Consider the following 24,296-nt stretch of genomic DNA (forward strand, 5'->3'; position numbering starts at 1 on the left):
GGACGGGGGGCGGGCGGTCACGGGTCTCCTCGGCGGTGCGGTGGTACGCGGTGTCCGGCGCGCTTGTTCGGCTTCGGGCTTCGGGCTTCGGGCTTCGGCTTTTGCTTCGAGCTTCGAGCTTCAGCGCGCGGGCGGTCGGAGCGGTGCGGCGGCGAGCCGGTCGATGGCCGCCATCGGCACCGGCAGCCAGTCGGGGCGGTGCCGGGCCTCGTAGACGGCCTCGTACACGGCTTTGTCCGTCTCGTACGCGCGCAGCAGCTCGGGTTCCTCGCGGGGGTCGGATCCCGCGGCCTCGGCGTACCCCTCGCAGTAGGCGGCCCGGCAGCGCTCGGCCCAGTCCGGGTTCCACGGCCGGTGGGTGCGGGCCGCGTAGTCGAAGGAGCGGAGTATTCCGGCGATGTCCCGGACCGGGGGCTGCGGCCGGCGGCGCTCGTTCAGCGGGCGGGCGGGCTCGCCCTCGAAGTCGATCAGCGACCAACGGTCCCCGCCGCCCGGGGCCCCGGCCCCCGGCGGGGGGGCCTGGTGGAGCGCCTGGCCCAGATGGAGATCGCCGTGCACCCGCTGGGCCCGCCAGCCGCGCCCCGCGTGCCCGAGACCGGCGATCGCGTCGAAGGCGGCCCGCAGCCGGGGCGCGTACGGCCCCAGCGCGGGCACCGCCCGCGCGGCCTCGTCCAGCCTGCGGTTCATCGCCCGGGCCAGCCGCTCGGTGTGCGGGCGGCGCAGCTCCACGGTGGGCAGTCCGTCCGCGAGCGCGGTGTGCACCTCGGCGGTGACCCGGCCCAGCGCCCGGGCCTCATCGGTGAAGGGCGAGCCCGCCGCCAGCGCGTCCAGCGCGAGGACCCAGCCGTCCCGGGAGCCGCGCAGAAACGGCTGGAGCACACCCAGGGTGTACGGCAGCGGGTCGGCCGACTCGTACCAGGCCACGGGGGTCGGCACCCGGGCGCAGCCGGCCCTGGCCAGTGCCAGCGGAAGTTCCAGATCGGGGTTGGGGCCGGGCTGGACGCGCCGGAAGAATTTGAGGATGTACGCGTCCCCGTAGACCAGGGAGGAGTTGGACTGCTCGGCCTCCAGCGGTCTGGCCCGCAGCCCGCCGGGGACGGCGGGGGCGCCGTCGAAGCGGTCGAAGCGCAGCGCCCCGGAGCTGCCGGGGGTCCGCAGCCGCTCCAGGATCAGTTCCGCGAGCCGGGGGTCGCGCAGCCCCTCGTACACGGTCCGTCCGGCGAGCGGTCCGTCCGCCGGGCGGCCGATGAGCGCGGGGGCCAGCGGCGGCGGCAGGGTGTGGCGTACGCCCAGCAGGAGCTGGTAGCAGTCCCGCGCGGAGGTCCCGGCGGCGGGGCGGCGGACGCCGAGCAGCAGATGGAGGAGTCCGGGCCCCGGGCCGGTGAGCGGCAGCAGCTCGGTGGCCGAGACCAGGGAGAAGCCGGTGACGAGCTGTCCCTTCCCGGCGAACCAGCGCTGGCGCGGCAGCCAGCCGTGCAGCAGTGGGGCGAGGGACGGGAGAAGACCGGCGGACGTCCGGATGGATGCAGCCTCCGGCATGGGATCGCGTCCTTTCCCCGGGTGTGCGCCTCTTGCGATTAATGCGCAGAGTGTCCCGGATTGTGACGTTTCCTGTCCGGCGGCGCGCGGGGATGCCGGGCGAGTCCCCCGGTGCGGGACGGTGGGGGCCGTCCCGTGCGGGGTGTGTCCCGGGTCCGTCGCGGCGCCGGGCCCGGGGCGTGCCGGCAGGGGGACGGAAGCCCCCCGCCCGGTCCTCAGGCCGTCGCGGCGCTCTTTCTGAGGCGGAACCAGTAGAAGCCGTGACCGGCCAGGGTGAGCAGATAGGGCCACTGGCCGACCGGCGGGAAGCGCACCTGGCCGATCAGCTCGACGGGGTGACGGCCGGTGAACTGCCGCAGATCCAGCTCGGTGGGCTGGGCGAACCGGGAGAAGTTGTGGACGCACATCACCAGGTCGTCCTTGTGCTCCCGGGTGAAGGCCAGCACAGCGGGGTTGGAGGAGGGCAGTTCGCTGTACGAGCCGAGTCCGAAGGCCGGGTTCTGCTTACGGATCTCGATCATCCGCCGGGTCCAGTGCAGCAGCGACGAGGGGCTGGTCATCGACGCCTCGACATTGGTGACCTGGTAGCCGTAGACGGGGTCCATGATGGTCGGCAGATACAGCCGTCCGGGGTCGCAGGAGGAGAATCCCGCGTTCCGGTCGGGTGTCCACTGCATCGGGGTGCGGACCGCGTCCCGGTCGCCCAGCCAGATGTTGTCGCCCATCCCGATCTCGTCGCCGTAGTAGAGGATCGGCGAGCCGGGCAGGGAGAGCAGCAGCGCGGTGAACAGCTCGATCTGATTGCGGTCGTTGTCCAGCAGCGGGGCGAGCCGGCGGCGGATGCCGATATTGGCCCGCATACGCGGATCCTTGGCGTACTCCGCGTACATGTAGTCGCGCTCCTCGTCGGTGACCATCTCCAGGGTCAGCTCGTCGTGGTTGCGCAGAAAGACCCCCCACTGACAGCCGGCGGGGATCGTCGGGGTCTTGGCGAGGATCTCCGAGACCGGATGGCGCGACTCCCGGCGCACCGCCATGAAGATGCGGGGCATCACCGGGAAGTGGAACGCCATGTGGCACTCGTCGCCGTCGGCCCGGAAGTCGCCGAAGTAGTCGACCACGTCCTCCGGCCACTGATTGGCCTCGGCGAGGAGCACCGTGTCGGGGTAGTGGGCGTCGATCTCCTTGCGGACCCGGCGGAGGAAGGAGTGGGTGGCCGGGAGGTTCTCGCAGTTGGTGCCGTCCTCCTGGTAGAGATAGGGCACGGCGTCCAGCCGGAAGCCGTCGATGCCCAGATCCAGCCAGAAGCGCAGCGCCGAGACGATCTCCTCCTGGACCGCCGGGTTCTCGTAGTTGAGATCCGGCTGGTGCGAGAAGAAGCGGTGCCAGTAGTACTGCTTGCGCACCGGGTCGAAGGTCCAGTTGGACGTCTCGGTGTCGACGAAGATGATCCGGGCCTCCGGATACCGTTTGTCGTCGTCGGCCCAGACGTAGTAGTCCCCGTACGGCCCGTCGGGGTTGCTGCGGGACTGGAGGAACCACTCGTGCTGATCGCTGGTGTGGTTCATGACGAAGTCGATGATCACGCGCATGCCGCGCTGATGGGCGGCGTCCACGAAGTCCACGAAGTCGGCGAGATCGCCGAACTCCGGCAGTACCGAGGTGTAGTCCGAGACGTCGTAACCGCCGTCCCGGAGCGGTGACTTGAAGAACGGCGGCAGCCACAGACAGTCGACGCCCAGCCATTGGAGGTAGTCGAGCCTGGCGGTGATGCCCTTGAGATCTCCGACGCCGTCGCCGTTGCTGTCCTGGAAGGACCGCACGAGGACTTCGTAGAAGACCGCCCGCTTGAACCAGTCGGGATCGCGGTCCTTGGCGGGGGTGTCCTCGAACAGGTCGTGGACGGGTTCATTGACGATCATGATGTGGGTGACCCTCCGATCGGCGGGGACGGTCGCAGAACCACGATGTGCGCGGGCGAGCGCCCCGGCTTCAGACGCACATACGCGGATCTGCCCCAGTGATAGGTCTCGCCGGTGAGCTCGTCGCGCACCGGCGCGGTCTCGTGCCAGGCGAGGCCGAGTCGCGGCATGTCCAACGAGACCATGGCCTCGTGGGTGTGGTGGGGGTCCAGGTTCACGACCACGACGACGGTGTTCGAGCCGCAGCGCTTTGAATACGCGATGACGGCCTCGTCGTCGGTCCGGTGGAAGCAGAGGTCGCGCAGTTGCTGGAGCGCCGGATTGCGCCGTCTGATCCGGTTGAGAGCGGTGATCAGAGGGGTGATGGTGCGCCCCGTGCGCTCGGCGGCCTCCCAGTCGCGCGGGCGCAGCTCGTACTTCTCCGAGTGCGCGTACTCCTCGCCGCCCGCCCCGGCCGGGGTGTTCTCGCACAGCTCGTACCCGGCGTACATCCCCCAGCTCGGCGAGAGGGTGGCGGCCAGCACCGCGCGCGCCTCGAAGGCGGGACGGCCGCCGTGCTGAAGATGGGCGGGCAGGATGTCGGGGGTGTTCACGAAGAAGTTGGGACGCATGTACGAGGCCGACTCGCCCGCCAGCTCGGTGAGGTACTCCGTCAGCTCCTGCTTCCCGGTGCGCCAGGTGAAGTAGGTGTACGACTGCTGGAAGCCGACGGCGGCCAGCGCCCGCATCATCGCCGGCCGGGTGAACGCCTCCGCCAGGAAGATCACGTCCGGATCGGTGCGGTTGATCTCGGCGATCACCCGCTCCCAGAAGACGACCGGTTTGGTGTGCGGATTGTCGACCCGGAAGATCCGGACGTCCCGCGCCATCCAGAAGCGCAGCAGCCGCACCGCCTCGCCGACCAGTCCGCGCATGTCCTCGTCGAAGGCGACGGGATAGATGTCCTGGTACTTCTTGGGCGGGTTCTCGGCATGGGCGATGCTGCCGTCGGCGCGTCTGCGGAACCACTCGGGGTGCTCGCGCACCCAGGGGTGGTCGGGGGAGCACTGGAGCGCGAAATCGAGGGCGACCTCCATCCGCAGGGCGCGGGCGGTCGCCACGAAGTGGTCGAAGTCCGCGAAGGAGCCCAGATCGGGGTGGAGCGCGTCATGGCCGCCCGCCGGGGAGCCGATCGCCCAGGGCACGCCCACATCGTGCGGGCCCGCCGAGAGGGAGTTGTCGGGGCCCTTGCGGAAGGTGGTGCCGATGGGGTGGACGGGCGGCAGATAGACCACGTCGAAGCCCATGGCGGCGACGGCGGGCAGCCGCTCGGCGGCGGTGCGGAAGGTGCCGGACACCGGCGGTCCGCCCGGGGTGAGGACCGCCCCCTCGGAGCGGGGGAAGAGTTCGTACCAGGATCCGTACAACGCGCGGCGGCGCTCCACGCGCAGCGGCAACGGGCGCGAGACGGTCACCAGTTCGCGCAGCGGATGGCGGGCGAGCGCGCCCGCCGCGTCGGGGGCGAGGGCGGCGGCGAGCCGGGCGGCGGGCGGGCGGCCGGGGTCCCGCAGGGCGTCTGCGGCGGCGAGCACCGCCTCGCGGCCGTCGCGCTTGGGCACGCCCTCGGCCGCCCGCTCGTACAGCAGCGCCCCCTCCGCGAGCGTCAGCGCGGTGTCGACGCCCGCCGGGATCTTGATCCGGGCGGTCCGGAGCCAGCTTGTCACCGGATCGCTCCAGGCCTCGACGGCGAAGGTCCAGCGGCCCTCGGCGTCCGGTGTGATCTCCGCGCTCCAGCGGTCGGTGCCGGGGGCCTCCTCCCGCATCGGGGTCCAGGGCCCCGGGCGGCCCCCCGGGTCGCGCAGCACCACATTGGCGGCGACGGCCTCGTGCCCCTCCCGGAAGACGGTGGCGCCGACCCGGAAGGTCTCGCCGACGACCGCTTTCGCGGGTCTCCTCCCGCAGTCGATTTGGGGGCTGACATCCAGGACGGGAATGCGACCGATCATGGGCTCACCTGAGGGCTGTACGGGTGGGGCGGGGTGAGGAGAATGTCGTTGTTTGAACGGTTTACCCGATATTTGTAACCGCTTGGTCGGCGGTTGACGGCCCGCCAGGCACGGCCGCTCCCGTACGCGTCACCCGGGTGGGCGGAAACGGCGGGCGGACTGGGCCGAATGACACCGGTGTCGCCGGTGTCGCCGGTGGTGCCGGTGCCACCGGGGGCGGGCGGTCGGTCCCGCGCCCGGTGTACGCGCTACGCGCCCCAGCTGGGCTCGTCGTCGCGGCGGCGCATCCCTGTCCCTCCGTTCGCGGCCGTCCCTCCCGTCCGGCGGCGGCTCGCGGCTCGCGGGCTCGCGGCTTTGGCGGATCGGTCGGCGAGCCGGGCGGGAGATTGAAGGATTGTCCAACGGATCCCGCGAAGACCTTCGACTTCCGGCCACCCGCCGTCCCTCCCGTCCCCTCTGCCCCCTCTGCCCCTCCCTGTCCTCCTCCGGTCACCGGGTGACGCGGAGACGCGCACACCGCCGTGCGTCCCCTCGGATGCGCGCCTCCCCTGCGAAGGTGGGACCCGTGAAGGCCATTCGTCGATTCACCGTCCGTCCCGTCCTCCCCGAGCCCCTCCGCCCACTCAGCGATCTCGCCCGCAATCTCCGCTGGTCCTGGCATCCCGAGACCCGTGAACTCTTCCAGGCCGTCGATCCCGACGGATGGCGGGCGGCCGGAGCCGACCCGGTACGGCTGCTCGGCTCCGTCTCCGCCGCCCGGCTGGCCGAACTCGCCGAGGACCGGCGCTTTCTGCGCCGGCTGACCGCCGCCGCCGCCGACCTGGACGACTATCTGCACGGCCGCAGGTGGTACCAGACCCACGACCCGGCGGCCACCGCCGCCGACGCCCCGCCCTTCCCCTCCGCCGTCGCCTACTTCTCCCCCGAGTTCGGCGTCACCGCCGCCCTCCCGCAGTACTCCGGCGGCCTCGGCATCCTCGCCGGGGACCACCTCAAGGCCGCCAGCGACCTCGGCGTGCCGCTCATCGGCGTGGGCCTGCTCTACCGCCACGGCTACTTCCGCCAGTCGCTCTCCCCCGAGGGCTGGCAGCTGGAGCACTATCCGGTGCTCGACCCCAACGAACTCCCCGTCACCCTCATGCGGGAGGCGGACGGCACCCCCGCCCAGGTCTCACTGGCCCTGCCCGCCGGGCGATCGCTCCGCGCCCACATCTGGATCGCCCGGGTCGGCCGGGTCCCCCTGCTGATGCTCGACTCCGACGTCGAGGAGAACGAGAGCGGCGAACGCGAGGTCACCGACCGGCTCTACGGCGGCGGCAGCGAACACCGGCTGCTCCAGGAGATGCTGCTGGGCATCGGCGGCGTACGGGCCGTCCGGGCGTACTGCCGGCTCACCGGCCACCGAGCCCCCGAGGTCTTCCACACCAACGAGGGCCACGCGGGCTTCCTCGGCCTGGAGCGCATCCGCGAACTCGGCCAAGGCGATGACGCACTGGAGTTCGACGCCGCCCTCGAAGCGGTCCGCGCCGGAACCGTCTTCACCACCCACACCCCCGTGCCCGCCGGAATCGACCGCTTCGACCGCGAACTGGTCGCCCGCCACTTCGGCGAACGCGCCGAACTCCCCACCGTCCCCGTCGAGAAGATCCTCCGCCTCGGCAGGGAGGACTACCCCGGCGGCGAACCCCACCTCTTCAACATGGCCGCCATGGGACTGCGCCTCGCCCAGCGCGCCAACGGCGTCTCCACCCTCCACGGAGCCGTCAGCCGGGGCATGTTCGCTGGCCTCTGGCCCGGCTTCGACCCCGAAGAAGTGCCCATCACCTCCATCACCAACGGCGTCCACGCCCCCACCTGGATCGCCCCCGAGGTCTTCCGCCTCGGCGCGCGCCAGATCGGCGCGGGGCGCGCCGAGGACGCCCTCACCGTCGGCGGCTCCGACCTCTGGAACGCCGTGGGGAAGATCCCCGACACCGAGATCTGGGAACTCCGCCGCGAACTGCGCGAACAGCTCGTCGGCGAGGTGCGCTCCCGGCTCCGCGCCTCCTGGCGGCAGCGCGGCGCGGGCGCGGCCGAGCTGGGCTGGGTGGACGGCGTCCTCGACCCCGGCATCCTCACCATCGGCTTCGCCCGCCGGGTCCCCTCGTACAAACGGCTCACCCTCATGCTCCGCGACCCCGACCGGCTGCGGGAACTGCTGCTCCACCCCACCCGCCCGGTGCAGATCGTCGTGGCGGGCAAGGCGCACCCCGCCGACGACGGCGGCAAACGCCTCGTACAGGAGCTGGTCCGCTTCGCCGACGACCCCCGGGTGCGGCACCGGATCGTCTTTCTGCCCGACTACGGCATGGGCATGGCGCAGAAGCTCTACCCCGGCTGCGACGTCTGGCTCAACAACCCGCTCCGCCCGCTGGAGGCCTGCGGCACCAGCGGAATGAAGTCCGCCCTCAACGGCGGCCTCAATCTCTCCGTACTCGACGGCTGGTGGGACGAGTGGTACGAGCCCGACTACGGCTGGGCGATCCCCACCGCCGACGGCTCCGCCACCGCCGAGACCCGCCGCGACGAACTGGAGGCGGCCGCCCTCTACGAGCTGATCGAGAACCGCGTCGCGCCCCGCTTCTACGAGCGGGGCCCCCAGGGGCTGCCCCACCGCTGGATCGAGATGGTCCGCCACACCCTGGCCACCCTCGCCCCCAAGGTGCTGGCGGGCCGGATGGTCCGGGAGTACGTCGAGCGCCTCTACGCCCCCGCCGCCCGCGCCCACCGCTCACTCGACCCGGAGACCGCCCGCGAGGTCGCCTCCTGGAAGTCCCGCGTCCGCGCGGCCTGGCCCCAGGTCGCCGTCGACCACGTCGAGACCCTGGAACAGCCCCCCGCCGACGGCACCGCCGAACTCGGCGCGACCCTCGCCCTGCGCGCCCGGGTCGCCCTCGGCGAACTCCACCCCGACGACGTCGAGGTCCAGGCCGTGGCCGGCCGGGTCGACGGCCACGACATCATCGCCGAAGCCCACACCTCCCCCCTCAAGGAGTCCGGCGGCCCCGACCTCGACGGCCACCGCCTCTTCGAGGGCACCCTCTCCCTCGACCGCACCGGCCCCTTCGGCTACACCGTCCGCGTCCTCCCCACCCACCCCCTCCTCGCCACCAGCGCCGACCTCGGCCTGGTCGCCCTCCCCGGCGAGACGACGGGCGAGGGGGCGGGCCCGCCACCGGCCCGGTGAGCGGGGGCGGCCGTCGGCCGACGGCCGCCCCTCGCCTACGCCTTGGCCGTGGGGCGGGACAGGGCGACTCGGGCGGTGAACAGGACGGTGAGCAGGCCCAGTCCGACCGAGCCGCCCAGGACCCCGGCCACCAGACCGACGGAGAGCGGCGGGACGGCCGATCCGGTCAGCGCCAGGGAGGCCGGCACCAGGACGGCCGCGCAGACCAGGGCCCCGAGGGCGACCGCGAGCGCGACCGTGATGCCCGCCTCCCAGAGCATCGCCCGCAGCACCTGGCGGCGGGTCGCCCCGATCAGCCGGAGGGCGGCGAACTCCTGGCTCCGCTCCATGGTGGACATCGCGAGCGTGTTGACGACCGCGATCGCCGTGAAGGAACCGATCATCGCGAGCAGCAGCAGTGTGATCGAGCCCGAGGACTTCCGCCGGTCCTCGACGGCCCGGTCGTAGGAGGCCCGGTCGGTCACCCGGGCCATGGGATACCGGTCGGTGAGGGCGTCGAGCCGCTCCCGTACGGCCCCGGGGTCCTCGGTCGGCGCGGTACGCAGCAGTACGGTGTCGTCCAGGGGCGCCGGGGTGTGCGGCGCGGCGAGACCGCGCGGCAGCAGGACATCGGCGAATCCCCGGTCGCGGGCGTAGACGGCCGCGACCCGCAGGCGCGACCGGGTGCCGTCCTCCCAGGAGACGGTGATCCGGTCCCCCACGGCCGCGCCGAGCTCACCGGCGGATTCCTCGCCCAGGGCGATCGACGGGCCGCGCAGACGGTCCAGCGACCCGGCGCGCACATCCAGGTCCAGCAGGGCCGGCAGATCCCGCTCGGCCACCGCGTACCCGGGGCCGTCGTGAGTCCGTGTCCCGCCGTCGCCGTCGCCGCCGTCCTCGCTGTTCGCCGAGAGGGCCGCGTGCAGGGGCATCAGCCCCGTGGCCGCCGTGATCCCGGGGAGGCGGCGGGCCTCGGCGGCGTACCGCCCGGGCAGTCCGATGCCGGAGCTCTCGACCACATGGTCGGCCCGGAGCCGCTGGCTGTTCCTGGTCTCGGCGGCCTCCGCCTTGAGCGTGGGGACGGCCGTGAGGGTGACCGTGAAGGAGATGGCCAGGACGAAGGGTGTCACCGCGGCGGCCAGCCGGCGGTACTGCGCGCGGGTGCCCGTGCCCGCGAGAAAACCGCCGACGGGGAAGAGCCGGGCGATCGGTGCGCCGAGGACGACGCTGCCGACGCGGCCCAGGACGGGACCCAGCAGAGCGACACCGATCATCAGAAGCATCAGCATGCTCTCCACGTCGCCCGCTCCGTCCTGGTCCCGGTCGCGCGCGATCGAGAACAGGGGAACCCCGGCGGCGGCCACGACGGCGACCCCCGCGAGCACGCGCGCGTACCCGGGGCGCGGGGACGGGGCCGCGGCCTCGCGCAGCACCTGGGTGGGGTGGATCCGGGAGGCCCGCCGGGCGGAGACCAGGACCGCGAGCTGGGCGGCCACGATGCCCAGAGCCAGCACCGACAGCAGGGCCGTCGGCCCGACCCGCAGCGGGAAGGCGTCGGGGATCACGCCCCGGCGGGCCAGCTCCGCCCGCAGCAGTGCGGCCAGCCCGATCCCGAGCGGGCCGCCGATGAGCGCGGCCGCCAGCGTCACGATCAGCGTCTCGGACGCGATCATGCGCCGTATCTGCCGGGGAGTGGCGGCGACGGCCCGCAGCAGCCCGATCTCCCTCATTCGCTGCTGCACGGAGAGCGCCAGCGTCCCCGCGACCACGAAGACCGCGACGAACAGGGCGAACGCGCCGAAGGTCCCGGCGAAGGAGCTCAGCGAGTCGCCGGGGCCCCGGACGTGGGCGAACTCGGACTCCGCGATCCGGTCACCGGTCAGGACGTCGGACGCGTACAGCACCTGGGTGTCGGTGTCGGTTTCCGGGTGAAGCGCCTCGATGACCTCCTCCACCCGGCCCGCCAGCTCACCGGGGGAGACTCCGGGCCCGGCCCGCAGGCCGATGGCGTCGACGGGCCGCCCGCCGCCGCCCGCCAGCCGCGCGGCCCGCGTCGCCGAGAAGAACAGCGCCGACTGGCGCGCCGGGGAGAGCGGGGACTCCGCCAGACCGGTCACCGTGTAGGGCCGGGGAGTCTCCGCGGTCGCCAGTACGACCCGGTCCCCGGGCCCCACACCCGCCCGGCGGGCGAGCCCGGTGTCGAGCAGTACCTCGTCGTCGGCGGCCGGCGGCCGGCCGGTCCGAAGGATGTAGGGGGCCAGCACCGCGCTCTCCCAGGAGTGACCCAGCGACGCACCCCCCTCCGGGCCGCCGAGCACCTCGCCCCCGGCGGTGACCACCGACGCGGGGAAGGAGACCTCGGGGGTCACCGCGGCGGCCCCGGGGAGGGCGCGCAGCCGCTCCAGCAGCGGCTGCGCCGGGGAGACGCGCTGCTGCCCCGCGATCACCACATCGGCCGCCGCGTAACGCTCGGTGGGATTCTCCACCCGCAGCGCCGACTCCATCAGCACCCCGCAGGCCGTGAGAAGCGTCAGCGCGAAGGCCAGGGCGGTGAGGGAACCGGCGAATCCCGCGGTGCGGGCACGGACCGTCAGCCATGCCAGTCGGAGCATCCCGGTCACCTCTTCCCGAGGCGCGCCATGCGCTCCGCGACGGTGTCCGCCGTCGGGGCCGGGAGAGTGTCCACCAGCCTGCCGTCCGCCAGGAACAGCACCAGATCCGCGTGCGCGGCGGCCACCGGATCGTGCGTGACCATCACGACCGTCTGCCCCAGGGCCCGTACCGACTCACCCAGCAGCCCCAGGATCTCCGCACCCGTGGTGCTGTCCAGCGCCCCGGTCGGCTCGTCCGCGAAGACCACCTCCGGCCTCGTGATCAGCGCCCGGGCTATGGCGACCCGCTGCTGCTGTCCCCCCGACAGCTCGGACGGCCGATGCCGGGTCCGCTCCCCGAGCCCGGTCCGCTCCAGCACCCGGGCCAGCCACTCACGGTCGGTCCTGCGGCGCGAGAGCCGCAGGGGAAGCGTGATGTTCTGCTCGACCGTGAGCGACGGAAGCAGATTGAACGCCTGGAAGACAAAACCGATCCGCTCCCGCCGTAACACCGTCAGCGCGTTCTCACCCAGCCGGCCGATGTCCGCCCCCGCCAGCAGCACCCGCCCCGACGTCGGCCGGTCCAGCCCCGCCGCACAGTGCAGAAACGTACTCTTCCCCGACCCCGAAGGGCCCATCACCGCCGTGAAACCCCCCCTCCCGAAAGCGACAGACACCTCCCGCAGCGCATGCACGGCCCCCGGCCCCTTCCCATAGACCCTGCTCACCCCCTCCAACCTGACAGCCGGCCCCTCCTGCCCCGCCCCGCCCACCGCGCTGTGACCGGGCGATGATCCCGGGTCTTCCATCGGCACTTGGTTCTCCCTGTCCGCACGTCGCTCTACGCCTGTCGGCCGCAGGCGGCCGTCCTCCTCCAGGGATGTGACGCGGCACTGTGGACCAGGCTCAAAGCTTCGGCTGCCAGGGCCCGTTGCGGAGCTGTCGGCAGCCTGATGGTCACGCTGAGATTCTCACAACGCGACTCCCGCGATCACCGTTGTGTGCGGTGATCAGCATGCGTCCATCGGCCGTCTGCGGAGCAAAGGCCACTGGTCGCGCAGTGTTCATACGGTCGGAGCGGAGCCCGCGAGCTCCGTCTGTCCAACCCGGTAATGGCTCGAAATCCCGCGTAGTTGGCCAGTCCATATCCAGGCCCCCGGCATCGGAGCGCACCGTCCGCCGGGCAGTCGTTGTTGACTCGTGGTTCGTGTGACGTCAGCTATCAACATCCGGTTGTGATCGTGAGGGTCAGCATTTCCCGTGTCGCGTGAGCGCGGGAACTTATCCGGTAAGGATGGTGCGAGTGATGCGGGAGTGGTTAGGGTCGCGAAGCTTTGGTGGCAGTGGCTGTTTCATCGCGCCAGTGCCAGGGATTTCAGGGTGAAATTTTGCAACACTATGCCCGATTTCTGACTTAGTGGACCCGTGTCGCCATGCCTTCGTTTCACGCGAGTGATATCGCCGTCCACCTGCACGGTTGATAATTCGAACAAGTCGAGGTGATGGGAGCTTCACCCAAGGAGTGGCCGCTGTGGAAGGCGGGATGATTTCGGCCATGCGATGCGAATCGCCTTGCCGGACTGGCGGGTGGCATGTGAACGATAGGTCCAGCGGAAATTCGCAACGGCGGTCCTGTCGAGTCGCCGACAGAAAGTAGAATCCTGAGGGGGAGTGCGCGGTGGACCAGCGCTACGATGCGTACTGTATGGCGGATCCAGATTTTTACGATTCTCCTACCGAGCTGGACGAGGAAGATCTGGATTTTACGGCTTCCGGCTACCCGATGCCTGATGGGTGGACGCGGCACACTCAGGACATCTGGCTTGTCTATCGCCCGGACGGCGTTACGCTTCCCCTGCAGGGCTGGAAGATCCATGTATCGGCCAGCCGTGATAACGCTGATAAGGTAATCAGCGCAGTATGGGACTACTGTACGCCGCTACGGATTCCGTTCAAGTACCTGCGGGGTCAGCAGATTCACCACACGCAGAACATGAAGTACGCGGATCGCGGGAGCAGCGGAAAGCTCGTCACTATATACCCGGTTGACGAGACTCAGTTCCACGAGATCCTTCAAGCGCTGGAGCAGCGCATCGGCGGTGAGCCGGGTCCGTACATTCTCAGTGACCTGCGTTGGAACGCTGGCCCCCTCTATGTGCGGTACGGCGGATTCGTGGAGCGCCACGTGGTGTCGGTGAAGGGGACGCAAGAGCAGGCGATTGAGGATCCGGCTGGAAACCTTGTCCCCGATCGCAGGGATCCCGCCTTCTACCTGCCGCCGTGGGTGACGCTGCCGGAGTTCTTGAAGCCTCACTGGGAGGCCCGCAATACCGCGCCCCTCGCTGATCTGCCCTATCGGGTCGAGCGGGTGCTGCATTTTTCGAACGGCGGTGGCATATATGCCGGGACGGATACTCGATCTGGCGAGCAGGTGATATTGAAGGAAGCGCGTCCGCATGCAGGTTTGTCGACGGACGGTGCCGATGCGGTGGCCAGGCTCGCTCGGGAACGAAAAATACTGGAGCAACTCGCCGGCGTTGCCAGCGTTCCCGAGGTTCGAGGCTCCTTCAAGCTCGGCGAACACCACTTTCTTGTTGAGGAGTTCATCGAGGGGCGCCCGCTCAATAAGTACTTCGGTGAGCGTTATCCATTTAATGAGCCCGATCCGGATCCGCAGGAGATATCTGATTACGTCGAATGGGCGCTGAAGATATGCCGGCAAGTGGAAAATGCAGTGGCTGCCCTGCATGAGCGGGATGTAATCTTTGGGGACCTTCATCCGTACAACGTGCTGGTCCGCGCCGATGATAATGTTACGCTGATTGACTTCGAGGTCGCCACCCTGGTGCAGGAAGGGCTCAGGCCGCCATTGGGTAATCCCGCGTTCGCGGCCCCCCGTGATCGCACCGGATTCGATATCGACAGATATGCACTCGGTTGTCTGCGCCTGTTCATGTTCCTGCCGATGACTGTTCTTCTGCGACACGGTACGGGCAAGGCTCGTCATCTCGCTCGTGAGATTTCCAGGCTCTTTCCGCAACTGCCGCAGAAATTTCTGGATGTGGCGGTTCGGGACATAGAGGGGAATGAATCTGCTGGTGAAGCAGGGAATGCCTCACCTGCGAAGTCGAGGGCGGATCAGCGCCCGCGCCACACTGCCCCGGCGAACGAAGAGCACCTCGCCCGGCTGCCTCTTCTCGGTGTGGACCCGGCGGCCTGGGAGTTGGTACGACGCTCGATGGCCGACGCCATTCTGGCCAGTGCCACACCGGACCGCGACGATCGGCTCTTTCCCGGCGACATCGCTCAGTTCAGAAGCGGTGGGCTGAACCTCGCTCATGGGGCGGCCGGTGTGTTGTACGCGCTCGATGTCACTGGTGCGGGCCGCTTTCCCGAACATGAGGAGTGGCTTGCGAATCACGCCATGCGCAGGGATCAGCGTGCTCGACTCGGTTTCTACGACGGCTTGCACGGCGTGGCCTACACCCTTGACCAACTGGGTCACCACTCAAGTGCCTTGGAGCTACTGGACCTGCTGCTGAAGGAGAAGTGGCAGTCGCTGGGAACGGATCTCCTTTCCGGGCTCTCCGGTATCGGCCTGAATCTGCTCCACTTCGCCCGCCAGACAGGTAGCACCACTCTGCGTGACACCGCTCTGCGAGCGGCCGAGCTGGTTGCGGGCCGGTTGGGCGGCGAGAGCGATGTCGGCACGATCAGCGGCGGCGATCATCCGCACTCAGGGCTCTTGCAGGGGTCTTCGGGGCCCGCGCTCTTTTTCGTGCGACTCTACGAAGACACCACTGACACGGCTTTTCTCGATCTCGCGGAGACAGCCCTACGACAGGATCTGCGCCGCTGCCTCACCCGTGAGAGTGGAGCCCTTCACGTCAACGAAGGCTGGCGTTCCATGCCGTATCTCGCCACCGGTAGCGCGGGAGTGGCACTTGCTCTTCAGGCGTATCTGCGCCATCGCACCGATGAACGCTTCACCACGGCGGCCGAGGGGGTCCGACGTTCCTCCGCCTCGTCCTATTACGTGCAGTCCGGACTCTTCAACGGGCGTGCTGGGATCATCGCCCACGCGGCTTCCATCTCACAGTTCCGCTCCCCGGGCGAGGACCCCGAGGTGAGGGCCCACCTCCAGGCTCTGTCCTGGCACGCCCTCTCCTACCAAGGACATCTCGCCTTCCCCGGAGACCAGTTGGTTCGGCTCTCCATGGACCTGGCCACCGGTTCCGCAGGCGTTCTGCTGGCCCTGGGAGCCGCGTTGCACGACTCCCCGGCATCGTTGCCCTTCCTGGGGCCGGCCTGGCCATACGCGGCCCGGCTTGCCGGGGCGGACGGCGCTGCCTGACGGTTACCCGGTTGGTCGCCACGGCCTTGGCGCGGTGTATTCCACCAGCGGTTGTGTCCCTGGTGATCCTGCCCCAACGGTCCGGCAGACCTGGCGACACCAGCCAGTCGCATCCCCAGACTCCCCTTCAGAGATGAAGGGGGCCCGCAAGGGCACTGCATATCAACCCACACACAAAGAAAAGGTGAATTTCTATGTTCCTGCTTGACCTTCAGTCGATGGAGCTCCCCGCAGAGGCCCAGGAGGCCGTTCCGTTCGCGAGTGGTCGCAGCACCGACTGCTCGAACTCCAGCTGGATCTTCTGTAACTGACACCACAGACAGCCGCTGGTGAAATGAGCTTCATCGCATAGACGTGGCTCGGCTGGACGAAGTCTCAGTTCGTCCAGCCGAGCCACCGTCCAAGAGCAGCACGAATCCACTTGTGATGCCAGTCCCGTACTCGTTTACCCGGAGGGAAGTGAGCATGGTCACGCAATCGACCGCTGACCAGGCCACCGCTGTATCCGATGTCCGGGGTGCGGATCACCTGCTATTACAAGCTTCCCGACACGGGAGGGTATGGACCCTGCTCCTGGCCGTCACCGCGGTTCTTGGAACTGTCGCGGAGATTGCCCTGCCCGCGCTGCTCGGCCGCACCGTGGACTCGCTGGTCTTCGCCCAGTCGTCCCTGGTTTGGGTGATCGGGTGCGTCGCCGTCGTCGTCCTGCTGGTGCTCTGCGACACCCTCGGAGGGCTGGCGGCGGGGCGCGGCTCGGCCGCTGGTACCGCATGGCTTCGGCATACCATGATTCAGCACATGCTGGCGCTGGGCGACCGAGCGACCCAGCGGTTCTCCCGCGGAGATCTCGTCAGCCGCCTGGTGAGCAGTGCTGCGGAAGCCGGTAACGCGGCCGCTGTCGTGGTCTGGGCAACGCTCTCCTTCGTTCCCTCGATCGGCAGCCTCGTCGCCCTCTGGCTCATTTATCCGTGGCTCGCCGTTGCCTTTGTCACCGGACTGCCCATTCTCGTTGTACTGCTCCGTTCCTTCGCCCGAGACACAACCGACCTGATCACCCGCTATCAGAGGAGCCAGGGCCGTATCGCCGCCGCTCTGATGGATGCGCTGGGTGGTATTCGTACGATCAGGGCCGCAGCGACTCTCGATCGTGAACAGGGTCGGGTTCTGCGGGAACTGCCCGCGCTGAGCGAGCTGGGACACGGAACATGGCGGGCCCAGACCAGGATCTCCGCGCAGGGAGCCCTTATCGTCCCCCTGCTCGAAGTCGCTGTACTTTCCGTGGCGGGATTCGCGCTCTCCGCCGGCCATATCTCTCACGGTGAGATGATCGCGGCTTGGCGGTACGTCGCGCTTGGCACCGGATTCGGTATGCCCGCGATGCTGCTGGCCCGCCTCGCTCGGGCACGGGGCGGCGGTCGACGAGTCCACGAGGTGCTTACCGAGCCGGCTATGCGCTATGGAACCGCCTCACTGCCGGCGGGGCCCGGCGAGCTGGAGTTCCGGAATATATCCCTCGTGGTCGCTCAGGAGCAGGTGTTCGACGGGCTGAATCTGGTGGTGCCCGCAGGTTCGTCGCTCGCCGTGGTGGGAAGGTCCGGCACAGGGAAGTCGCTGCTCGCGGCGATCGCCGGCAGACTCCTCGACCCGGACGTCGGGGACGTAGTACTCGACGGCGTACCACTGAGCACATTGAACCGCAAGGAGATCCGAGACGCGATCGGCTATGCCTTCGAGCGTCCGGCCTTGGTCGGAGAGACTCTGGCGGACGTGATTGGCCTCGGCCTGCACCAGCCGTCCGCCGACCTGATCGAACAAGCGGCCCGCGCGGCGCAGGCGGACGCTTTTATCGAGCGTCTGCCGCAGGGCTATCGCACCAGGCTCCAGAAGGCTCCGCTGTCAGGCGGTGAGGCTCAGCGGCTCGGCCTGGCCCGTGCGTTCGCGCACAACGGCCGGGTACTCATTCTCGACGACGCCACTTCCAGTCTCGACACCGCGACCGAGCTGCAGATCAGCTCCATTCTTACCGGTCAGCTGAGCGACCGTACCCGGATCATCGTTGCCCACCGCGCGTCGACGGCCGCTCTGGCCAACCTCGTAGTCTGGCTGGATGAGGGAAGGATCAGAGCGATCGGTCCCCATCGCGATCTGTGGCGGAATCCTGCTTACCGGGCCAACTTCACCCCAGGAGTCCCCCCAGCGGGTTCTGCCAGTCCGGTTGACCGGATCGCTGCTGAGGAAACGTCATGAACGACGCCCAACCAGCCTCCCGCAGTGCGCTGCGCGAAGTACGGGAGTCGCTGCGAGGGAAGCGCGGTGTCCTCGTTCTCCTGGGACTCTGGTCCCTGGTCGAGGCGTTGCCGGCCTTCCTCGGTGGGCTGCTGGTCACGCACGCTGTGGACGCCGGATTCGCGGTCGACCGTCCCCTGGCCGGCCTGGCCTGGCTGCTACTGCTGGGTATCACTGTCTTCGTGGGTGCGTGGGGGACCCGGGAGGTCTACCCACGGCTGGCTGCGATCGTCGAGCCCTTTCGGGACGATCTGCTGCGACGGGTGGTGCGGGGGGCCCTTGCCCGGTCCGCCTCCGGAGAGCATCTCGGCGACGACGCCTCCGGGGTCGCACGGCTTACCCAACAGGTCGAGATCGCGCGGGAAGCCTACGCGGGCCTCCTCATGGTTGTACGCGGCTTCGTGTTCACCGTCGGTGGGGCTCTCCTGGGGATGCTCTGGCTTGACTCGCTTCTCCTTGTTCTCGTGCTGCCCCCGCTCGCTGTCGGTCTGGTTTTCTTCTTCCTGTTCGTCGGCAGGATGAAGGACCGGCAGCGAGAGCTGATCATGGCTGATGAGCGACTTGCCGAGGGCGCGAGTACCGCTGCGGGCGGGCTACGAGACATCGTCGCCTTCGGCGCGGAGGGCAGGGCCGCCGACGCATTGGGCCGTCGGGTGGATGAACAGGCCTTGGCAGGAGCCAGGTTGGCGAGTATCGGCACCGCTCGTTTCTGCGCCGTTGCGATCGGCGGCTGGACGCCGCTCCTGATGGTGATCGCTGCCGCACCTTGGCTGCTCCGCAACGGGGCCACTCCTGGAACTGTTATGGGCGCGCTGGTCTACATCACCCAGGCTTTGCTGCCTGCTCTGCAGACGCTCATCCAGGGTCTGGGCGGCAGCGGGATCAGACTTTCGGTCGCCCTGCAACGGATCAACGAGACGTCCGGATCCCATACATCGTGCCCCGCGCTCCTGTCCGGACCGAAGTCGGCCCGGCTGCCAGACGGATACGGCGTCGTCTTGCGAAACATCACCTTCGGGTATGGGGAACACGCCGTGCCGGTGATTCGCGGACTTGATCTGGAGATCCCGCAGGACGACCATCTGGCCATCGTCGGTCCCAGTGGCATCGGCAAGTCCACACTGGCGGGCCTGGTGTCCGGTCTCATCGAACCCATGAGGGGAGACATATGGCTCGGCGGGGTTCTCCTGAAGAGACTGGACCCGCACCTGGTGGCCCAGCGCCGAGTATTGATCCCCCAGGAGGCGTACATCTTCTCCGGAACAGTTGAGGAGAATCTCGGCTATCTCCGTCCTGAGGCCTCCAGGGCCGAGATGGAAGCCACTGTCGAAGCGCTGGGACTACACCCGTTGATGGAGCGGCTTGGTGGGTACAGGGCCCTTGTGCGGCCATCCGAACTCTCTGCCGGTGAGCGGCAGCAGATCGCCCTGGCCCGCGCCCATCTGTCGGCTGCCCGGCTCGTGATCCTTGATGAAGCAACTTGTCATATGGACCCGGTCGCCGAGGCTCTCGCCGAGGAAGCGTTCGCCCACCGACCAGGTTCACTGGTGGTTATTGCGCATCGGGTCAGCTCCGCACTGCGCGCCCGCCGAATCCTCGTTCTCGACGGCACTCGCGCGGAGCTCGGAGGCCATGAGGAATTGCTGGTCTCCTCGCCGCTCTACCGTGATCTCGTAGGGCACTGGCGCGTGGGTAACACTGCCGAACCCGGTTAACCCATCAGGTCACTGGTATTCCTCTACCCGCCCGGGCCTCGGCCCAGAAGTTGAAGATCCTTGAGAAGCCCGCCCGCACGGCACCCCGTCGCGTGAGCACGGCTCGGTCGACTCCGCAGAAGAGGACGGCGAGGGAGACATCGGAGGGCAGTACCCGGCTGCCCGCCGCCTGCACTGTCACCCTCTTGCCGCTTCCGAGGCCGGACCGCCGCATCGTGATGACGGAACCGGGGTCTTCGGCATCGGGCTGCCGGGACAGCCGGTAGGCCCGGCGGTTGATCGCGGTGAGTCTGTACGCGTCGCCCAGATAGGTCATATGAAGGGAACGGCCCCAGTGTGTCGGCGCCCACCGGTTGCGGCTCATCCGTACGAGCCCGTCGCCCACCCGGAGCGTCGCACGGTTGCCAGTCGGCATCGACACGACCTCGGTGTGCAGGCCGCGCGTCTCGAACGTGGCGACGATCACGGTCGGCACGTCCGGACCTGCCGGATGGGTCACCTTGATGTCGCCAACTCATGAGTGGAGAAGACATTGAGGGCCGGCGAGCGCGCCCCCGGCCCTCACCCCCGGCGGGCTCGGTCAGAAAGGTCTGGTCGGCAGGTACTTGCCGTCGAGGGTGATGACGGCGCGCTCGCCGCCGTCGGGGTCGGAGACCTTCTTCACGTCCAGCTTGAAGTTGATGGCGCTGATGATGCCGTCGCCGAACTGCTCGTGGATGAGGGCTTTGAGGGTGGTGCCGTAGACGAGGAGCATCTCGTGGAAGCGGTAGATGGTGGGGTCGGTGGGGAGGGCGTTGCCGGTGGCGGGGCCGCGGGTGGGGATGGTCTGGAGGAGGAGGGCGGCGTCGGGGGAGAGGTCGAGGAGGTCGGTGACGGCGAGGGCGGCGGGCTTGGGGAGGGGGTGTTGGCCGAGGAGGGCGGCGGTGACGAAGGCGACGGAGAGGCCGGTGGCGTCGGCGATCTGCTGCCAGGTCAGGTCTTTGCGGGTTTTGGCGTCGACGACGGTGATGGCGAGGGTCTGGCGGGCGGTGGGGTCGAACTGGGAGTGGATCATGAGGGGTCCTTGTTCTCGGTGGGGGAGGGTCAGGCGGGGCGGCCGGTGCGGTCGAGGGGGTCGACGGTGCCGGAGGGGATGTCGAAGACCCAGCCGTGGAGGGTGAGCGAGGCGTTGGCCAGGGCGCGGGCCACGGAGGGGTGGGTGGTGAGGTTGGTCAGCTGGGCGAGCACGTTCTGCCGTACGAGGGCGGCCACCGGGTCTTCGGCGGTGGCGGTGGCGGTGGCGGCGAGGGCGCGGGAGGTGTCCGCGTGGCGCAGCCAGTCGGCGGTCGCGGGGGCGCCGCTGAGGTCGTGGTTCTCGGCCAGGGCGGTCATCGCGCCGCAGGCGGAGTGCCCGCAGACGATGATGTCGGAGACGCCGAGCACGGCGACCGCGTACTCCACACCGGCGGCGATGCCGTCCACGCCGGGGGAGTGGGCGGGGACCAGATTGCCGGGCGTACGGATGACGAACAGCTCGCCCGGCTCGCTCTGGGTGATCAGCTCCGGCACCACCCGGGCGTCGGAGCAGCCGATGAAGAGGGTGGTCGGCCGGTGGACGGCGGCCAGCCGGGCGAAGAGCTCGGCCTTGGCCGGAAAGACCTCCCGCCGGAAACGCGCGAGACCGTGGGCGAGGTCATGCATGGGTCACTCCTCTCGATGGGGCCGGCCCCGCTGGGCTGACGAAATCCACCATGCATGAGCTGTATCTATAGAGTCCAAGACGCAATACCCATGACTTCTATTGATCTGATCTATGGTTGGTTCCATGGCCCTGGAACTGCGTCATCTGCGCTATCTGCTCGCCGTCGCCGAACACGGCAACTTCACCCGCGCGGCCGAGGACCTGCGGATCTCCCAGCCCACCCTGTCCCAGCAGATCAAGCAGCTGGAGCGGGCGGTGGGCGTGCAACTGCTGGACCGCACGGGCCGCAGCGTACGGCTGACCGACGCGGGGGAGACGTATGTGCAGTACGCCCGGCGCGCCCTGCGGGATCTGGCCGCCGCCGAGCGGGCGGTGCTCGATGTCGCCGATCTCTCCCGGGGCAGTCTGCGGCTCGCGGTGACCCCGACCTTCACCGCCTATCTCATCGGGCCGCTCATCGCCGAGCTGCACACCCGCCACCCCGGCATCACCCTGGACGTGGAGGAGATGACCCAGGACCGCGTCGAAGCGGGGCTGCTCGCCGACGAGCTGGACATCGGGATCGCCTTCGCGGGCTCCCATCTGCCCGGCATCACCGCCACCGCCCTGTTCACCGAGACCCTCAGCCTGGTCGTCGGCGCGCACCGCCCCGAAGCGGCGGCGGAGCGGGCGCTGCCCGTGGCGGAGGTGGCCGACCGGGAACTGGCGCTGCTCAGCGGCGACTTCGCCACCCGGGGGCATACGGACGCCTACTTCGCCCGGCACCGGGTCACCCCGCGCATCATGGTCGAGGCGAACTCGATCCAGGCGCTCATCGAGATCGTCCGCCGCACCCCGCTCGCCACGGTGCTGCCGGACGCCGTCACCCACGACCACCCCCGGCTGAGCCCGATCCCCCTCGAACCGGCGCTGCCGGCCCGCACGGTCGCGCTGCTGCGCCGGGAGAGCGGTTACCGCAGCGCCGCCGCGCGCGCCTTCACCCGGCTCGTCGAGGACGTGGTCCGGGAGCGGGGCTATCTGCCCGCCTGACGCCGGGGGCCGGTGCTACTGGATCACCGCGTCGGCCAGGGCCGTCTCCCAGAGGCGCAGCCCCGCGTTCAGGACCTCGCGTACGGACTCCGTCTCCCGCTGGTCCCAGGCGCCGTCCCCGCCGTCCGGGTCGAGCGCCGCGAGGCCGAAGAACTTCTCGTAGGCGCTGTCCTGGACCGGGTCCCGAGGAGGGAGCGGGGGGCCGTCCGGCAGGGCCTGGGCGAGATCCGTGAAGAGGTTCCAGGCGTCGAGCAGCAGACCTTCCGCCACGGGGCCGCCATGGGCGGCCCACTCGGCGGCCGGGTCCAGATCGAGGGCGGCGGTGTCCTCGGACTCGTCCTCGTGGGCCAGGGCGAGTCCGGCGCGCTCGCAGTACTTCCGCGCGGCGGCCGTCTCACGGAAGGTGAGCAGCCGTCCCGAGCCGTCGACGGCGAACTCGTCGGGGCCGTCCCCCTCCCCGCCCCGCCAGATCAGGGTCAGCTCCGCCGGGGTCCTCCTGACGCGGTACGCGTAGTGCTCGGCGGCCGGGTTCGCCGGGGATACGGGATCGGGATCGTGGCTCACCCCCGGGAGTCTGCCCGACAAGGCCCGCCGCCCGCATGGCAATTCCGCCCGGGAGGAGCCGAAGCTCCTCCCGGGCGGAGCCGGGGAAACCGGAGGAGAAGAGAGGAGGGTCAGAAGGTGAGCTTGAAGTTGTTCACATAGCCGGTGTCCTGCGAGGCCCGGTCCTGGACCCGCAGTTGCCAGACGCCGTTCGCGACCTCCGAGGAGGCGTTGACGACATACGTCTCCTGGACGTTGTCGGCCGAGTCCGAGGAGTTGAACGGCTTCAGCGAGTAGACGCTGCCGTCCGGTGCGACCAGATCCACCACCAGGTCACCGCGCCAGGTGTGGACGATGTCCACGGCCGCGCGCAGGTTCGACGGGGCGTTGCCCGCGACGCCGGTGACGGTCACCGAGGAGGTGACGGCCGCGCCGTTGTCCGGGATGGAGACGTCCGTGGTGTTCTCGAAGCTGGTGCCCGGGTCGGGGTTGCCGCCGCCGGGACGGGCGCCCACATTGACGCCGGCCCAGGCGTTGGTGACGCCCGCGACCTCGGCGCTGTTCGCCCCGTACAGCTCCGTCGCCACCGCGATGGTGCCGGTGCGCGCGGCGGCGTAGTTGGTGGTCGAGGTGAACTTCGTGGTCAGCGCTTTGTACCAGATCAGCGCGGCCTTCTCACGGCCGATGGCGGTGACCGGGAGCCCGTCGGAGGTGGGCGAGTCGTAGCTCACGCCGTTGAGGGTCTTCGCGCCGCTGCCCTCGGAGGCGAGGTAGAACCAGTGGTTCGCCGGGCCCGAGGAGTAGTGCACGTCGATGCTGCCGATGCCTGAGTACCAGGCGTCCTTGGAGGAGCCGTCGCGGCTGGGCTTGTCCATGTAGCGCAGCGGGGTGCCGTTGCCCCGGATGTCGATCTTCTCGCCGACGAGGTAGTCGCCCAGGTCCTGCGTGTTGTTGGCGTGGAACTCCACGGCCGCCGCGAAGATGTCGGAGGTCGCCTCGTTGAGGCCGCCGGACTCGCCGCTGTAGACCAGGCCCGCCGTCGCCGAGGTGATGCCGTGCGTCATCTCGTGCGCGGCCACGTCGATCGAGGTGAGCGGCTTGGCGTTGCCCGCGCCGTCGCCGTAGGTCATGCAGAAGCAGCTGTCGGTCCAGAAGGCGTTGGAGTAGTTGTTGCCGTAGTGGACCCGGGAGTACGCGCCGATCCCGTCGTTCCGGATGCCGTTGCGTCCCAGGACGTTCTTGAAGTAGTCCCAGGTGGCCCCGGCTCCGTAGGCGGCGTCCGCGCCCGCGGTCTCGGTGTTGGCCGGCAGGCCGTTGCCCCAGACGTCGTCCGTGCCGGAGAAGAGGGTGCCGGTGCCGGAGGTGCCGCGGTTCAGATTGTTGGTGCGGTGGTTGCCGCGTCCGGCGTCGGTGAGGTTGTACGAGGAGCCGGACTGGGTGCTGCCG

16 protein-coding genes are annotated in these 24,296 nt (G+C 69.5%); 6 read left to right on the forward strand and 10 right to left on the reverse strand.

Going from position 1 to position 24,296, the window contains the following annotated elements; translation table 11 throughout:
- Positions 1–120 precede the first annotated feature (120 nt).
- The 3 genes from IE247_RS13820 to IE247_RS13830 form a co-directional block, all read right to left on the reverse strand.
- On the reverse strand, positions 121–1,539 hold the full coding sequence (locus IE247_RS13820; RefSeq protein WP_190123351.1) for a maltokinase N-terminal cap-like domain-containing protein: 1,419 nt from the start codon (positions 1,537–1,539) through the stop codon (positions 121–123).
- Positions 1,540–1,754: 215 nt separating this feature from the next.
- Positions 1,755–3,461 (reverse strand): maltose alpha-D-glucosyltransferase, encoded by a 1,707-nt coding sequence (gene treS, locus IE247_RS13825; RefSeq protein ID WP_190123352.1) that lies wholly within the window; start codon positions 3,459–3,461, stop codon positions 1,755–1,757.
- The gene (locus tag IE247_RS13830; RefSeq protein ID WP_190123353.1) at positions 3,458–5,446 is read right to left on the reverse strand and encodes an alpha-1,4-glucan--maltose-1-phosphate maltosyltransferase; all 1,989 of its coding nucleotides are present in this window, start codon (positions 5,444–5,446) and stop codon (positions 3,458–3,460) included. The genes treS and IE247_RS13830 overlap by 4 nt, the downstream gene beginning before the upstream one ends.
- 565 nt (positions 5,447–6,011) lie before the next feature.
- On the opposite strand from IE247_RS13830, the gene glgP reads away from it, so the two are divergent.
- Positions 6,012–8,672 (forward strand): alpha-glucan family phosphorylase, encoded by a 2,661-nt coding sequence (gene glgP / locus IE247_RS13835; RefSeq protein ID WP_190123354.1) that lies wholly within the window; start codon positions 6,012–6,014, stop codon positions 8,670–8,672.
- A gap of 35 nt (positions 8,673–8,707) precedes the next feature.
- Here the strand turns inward: glgP and IE247_RS13840 are convergent, their stop codons facing one another.
- Together IE247_RS13840 and IE247_RS13845 are read right to left on the reverse strand one after the other, a co-directional pair.
- Entirely contained in the window at positions 8,708–11,263 is a 2,556-nt protein-coding gene (locus IE247_RS13840) for an ABC transporter permease (protein WP_190123355.1), read from the reverse strand.
- A 5-nt stretch (positions 11,264–11,268) separates the two neighbouring features.
- Positions 11,269–12,051, reverse strand: coding sequence for an ABC transporter ATP-binding protein (locus IE247_RS13845; protein ID WP_190123356.1), 783 nt, complete (start codon positions 12,049–12,051; stop codon positions 11,269–11,271).
- 869 nt (positions 12,052–12,920) lie between these two features.
- Between IE247_RS13845 and lanKC the strand changes: the two genes are divergently transcribed.
- The 4 genes from lanKC (at position 12,921) to IE247_RS13865 (ending at position 19,597) form a co-directional block, all read left to right on the forward strand.
- Complete coding sequence (gene lanKC, locus IE247_RS13850; protein ID WP_190123357.1) at positions 12,921–15,596, forward strand: class III lanthionine synthetase LanKC; 2,676 nt, start codon at positions 12,921–12,923, stop codon at positions 15,594–15,596.
- Positions 15,597–15,790: 194 nt separating this feature from the next.
- Positions 15,791–15,907: a SapB/AmfS family lanthipeptide gene (locus tag IE247_RS34985; protein ID WP_373305553.1), complete on the forward strand. Its 117-nt coding sequence runs from the start codon at positions 15,791–15,793 to the stop codon at positions 15,905–15,907.
- A 154-nt stretch (positions 15,908–16,061) separates the two neighbouring features.
- A complete protein-coding gene (locus IE247_RS13860; protein WP_190123390.1) occupies positions 16,062–17,843 on the forward strand; it encodes an ABC transporter ATP-binding protein in 1,782 nt (593 codons plus the stop codon).
- Complete coding sequence (locus IE247_RS13865; protein WP_190123359.1) at positions 17,840–19,597, forward strand: ATP-binding cassette domain-containing protein; 1,758 nt, start codon at positions 17,840–17,842, stop codon at positions 19,595–19,597. Before IE247_RS13860 ends, IE247_RS13865 begins: the two co-directional genes overlap by 4 nt.
- Before the next feature lie 4 nt (positions 19,598–19,601).
- Here IE247_RS13865 and IE247_RS13870 read toward each other — a convergent pair whose 3' ends face one another.
- From IE247_RS13870 to IE247_RS13880, 3 genes are all read right to left on the reverse strand, one after another.
- Positions 19,602–20,072, reverse strand: coding sequence for a hypothetical protein (locus IE247_RS13870; protein WP_190123360.1), 471 nt, complete (start codon positions 20,070–20,072; stop codon positions 19,602–19,604).
- Positions 20,073–20,177: 105 nt separating this feature from the next.
- Positions 20,178–20,651, reverse strand: coding sequence for a cyanase (cynS, locus tag IE247_RS13875; protein WP_190123361.1), 474 nt, complete (start codon positions 20,649–20,651; stop codon positions 20,178–20,180).
- A gap of 29 nt (positions 20,652–20,680) precedes the next feature.
- Positions 20,681–21,277 carry a carbonic anhydrase gene (locus IE247_RS13880; protein WP_190123362.1) on the reverse strand — a complete coding sequence of 199 codons (597 nt, stop codon included), beginning with the start codon at positions 21,275–21,277 and terminating at the stop codon, positions 20,681–20,683.
- A 124-nt stretch (positions 21,278–21,401) separates the two neighbouring features.
- On the opposite strand from IE247_RS13880, the gene cynR reads away from it, so the two are divergent.
- Positions 21,402–22,307, forward strand: a complete 906-nt coding sequence (cynR, locus tag IE247_RS13885; RefSeq protein ID WP_190123363.1) for a transcriptional regulator CynR — start codon at positions 21,402–21,404, stop codon at positions 22,305–22,307.
- Between the two features lie 15 nt (positions 22,308–22,322).
- On the opposite strand, the gene IE247_RS13890 is transcribed toward cynR, so the two are convergent.
- On the reverse strand, positions 22,323–22,871 hold the full coding sequence (locus tag IE247_RS13890; protein WP_190123364.1) for a hypothetical protein: 549 nt from the start codon (positions 22,869–22,871) through the stop codon (positions 22,323–22,325).
- A gap of 110 nt (positions 22,872–22,981) precedes the next feature.
- Positions 22,982–24,296, reverse strand: a 1,315-nt coding sequence (locus IE247_RS13895) for a M4 family metallopeptidase (RefSeq protein WP_190123365.1), incomplete at its 5' end; no start/stop codon positions are given.

The sequence above is a fragment of the Streptomyces inusitatus genome (genome assembly GCF_014651115.1).
GTDB classification, from domain to species: Bacteria; Actinomycetota; Actinomycetes; order Streptomycetales; family Streptomycetaceae; genus Streptomyces; species Streptomyces amakusaensis.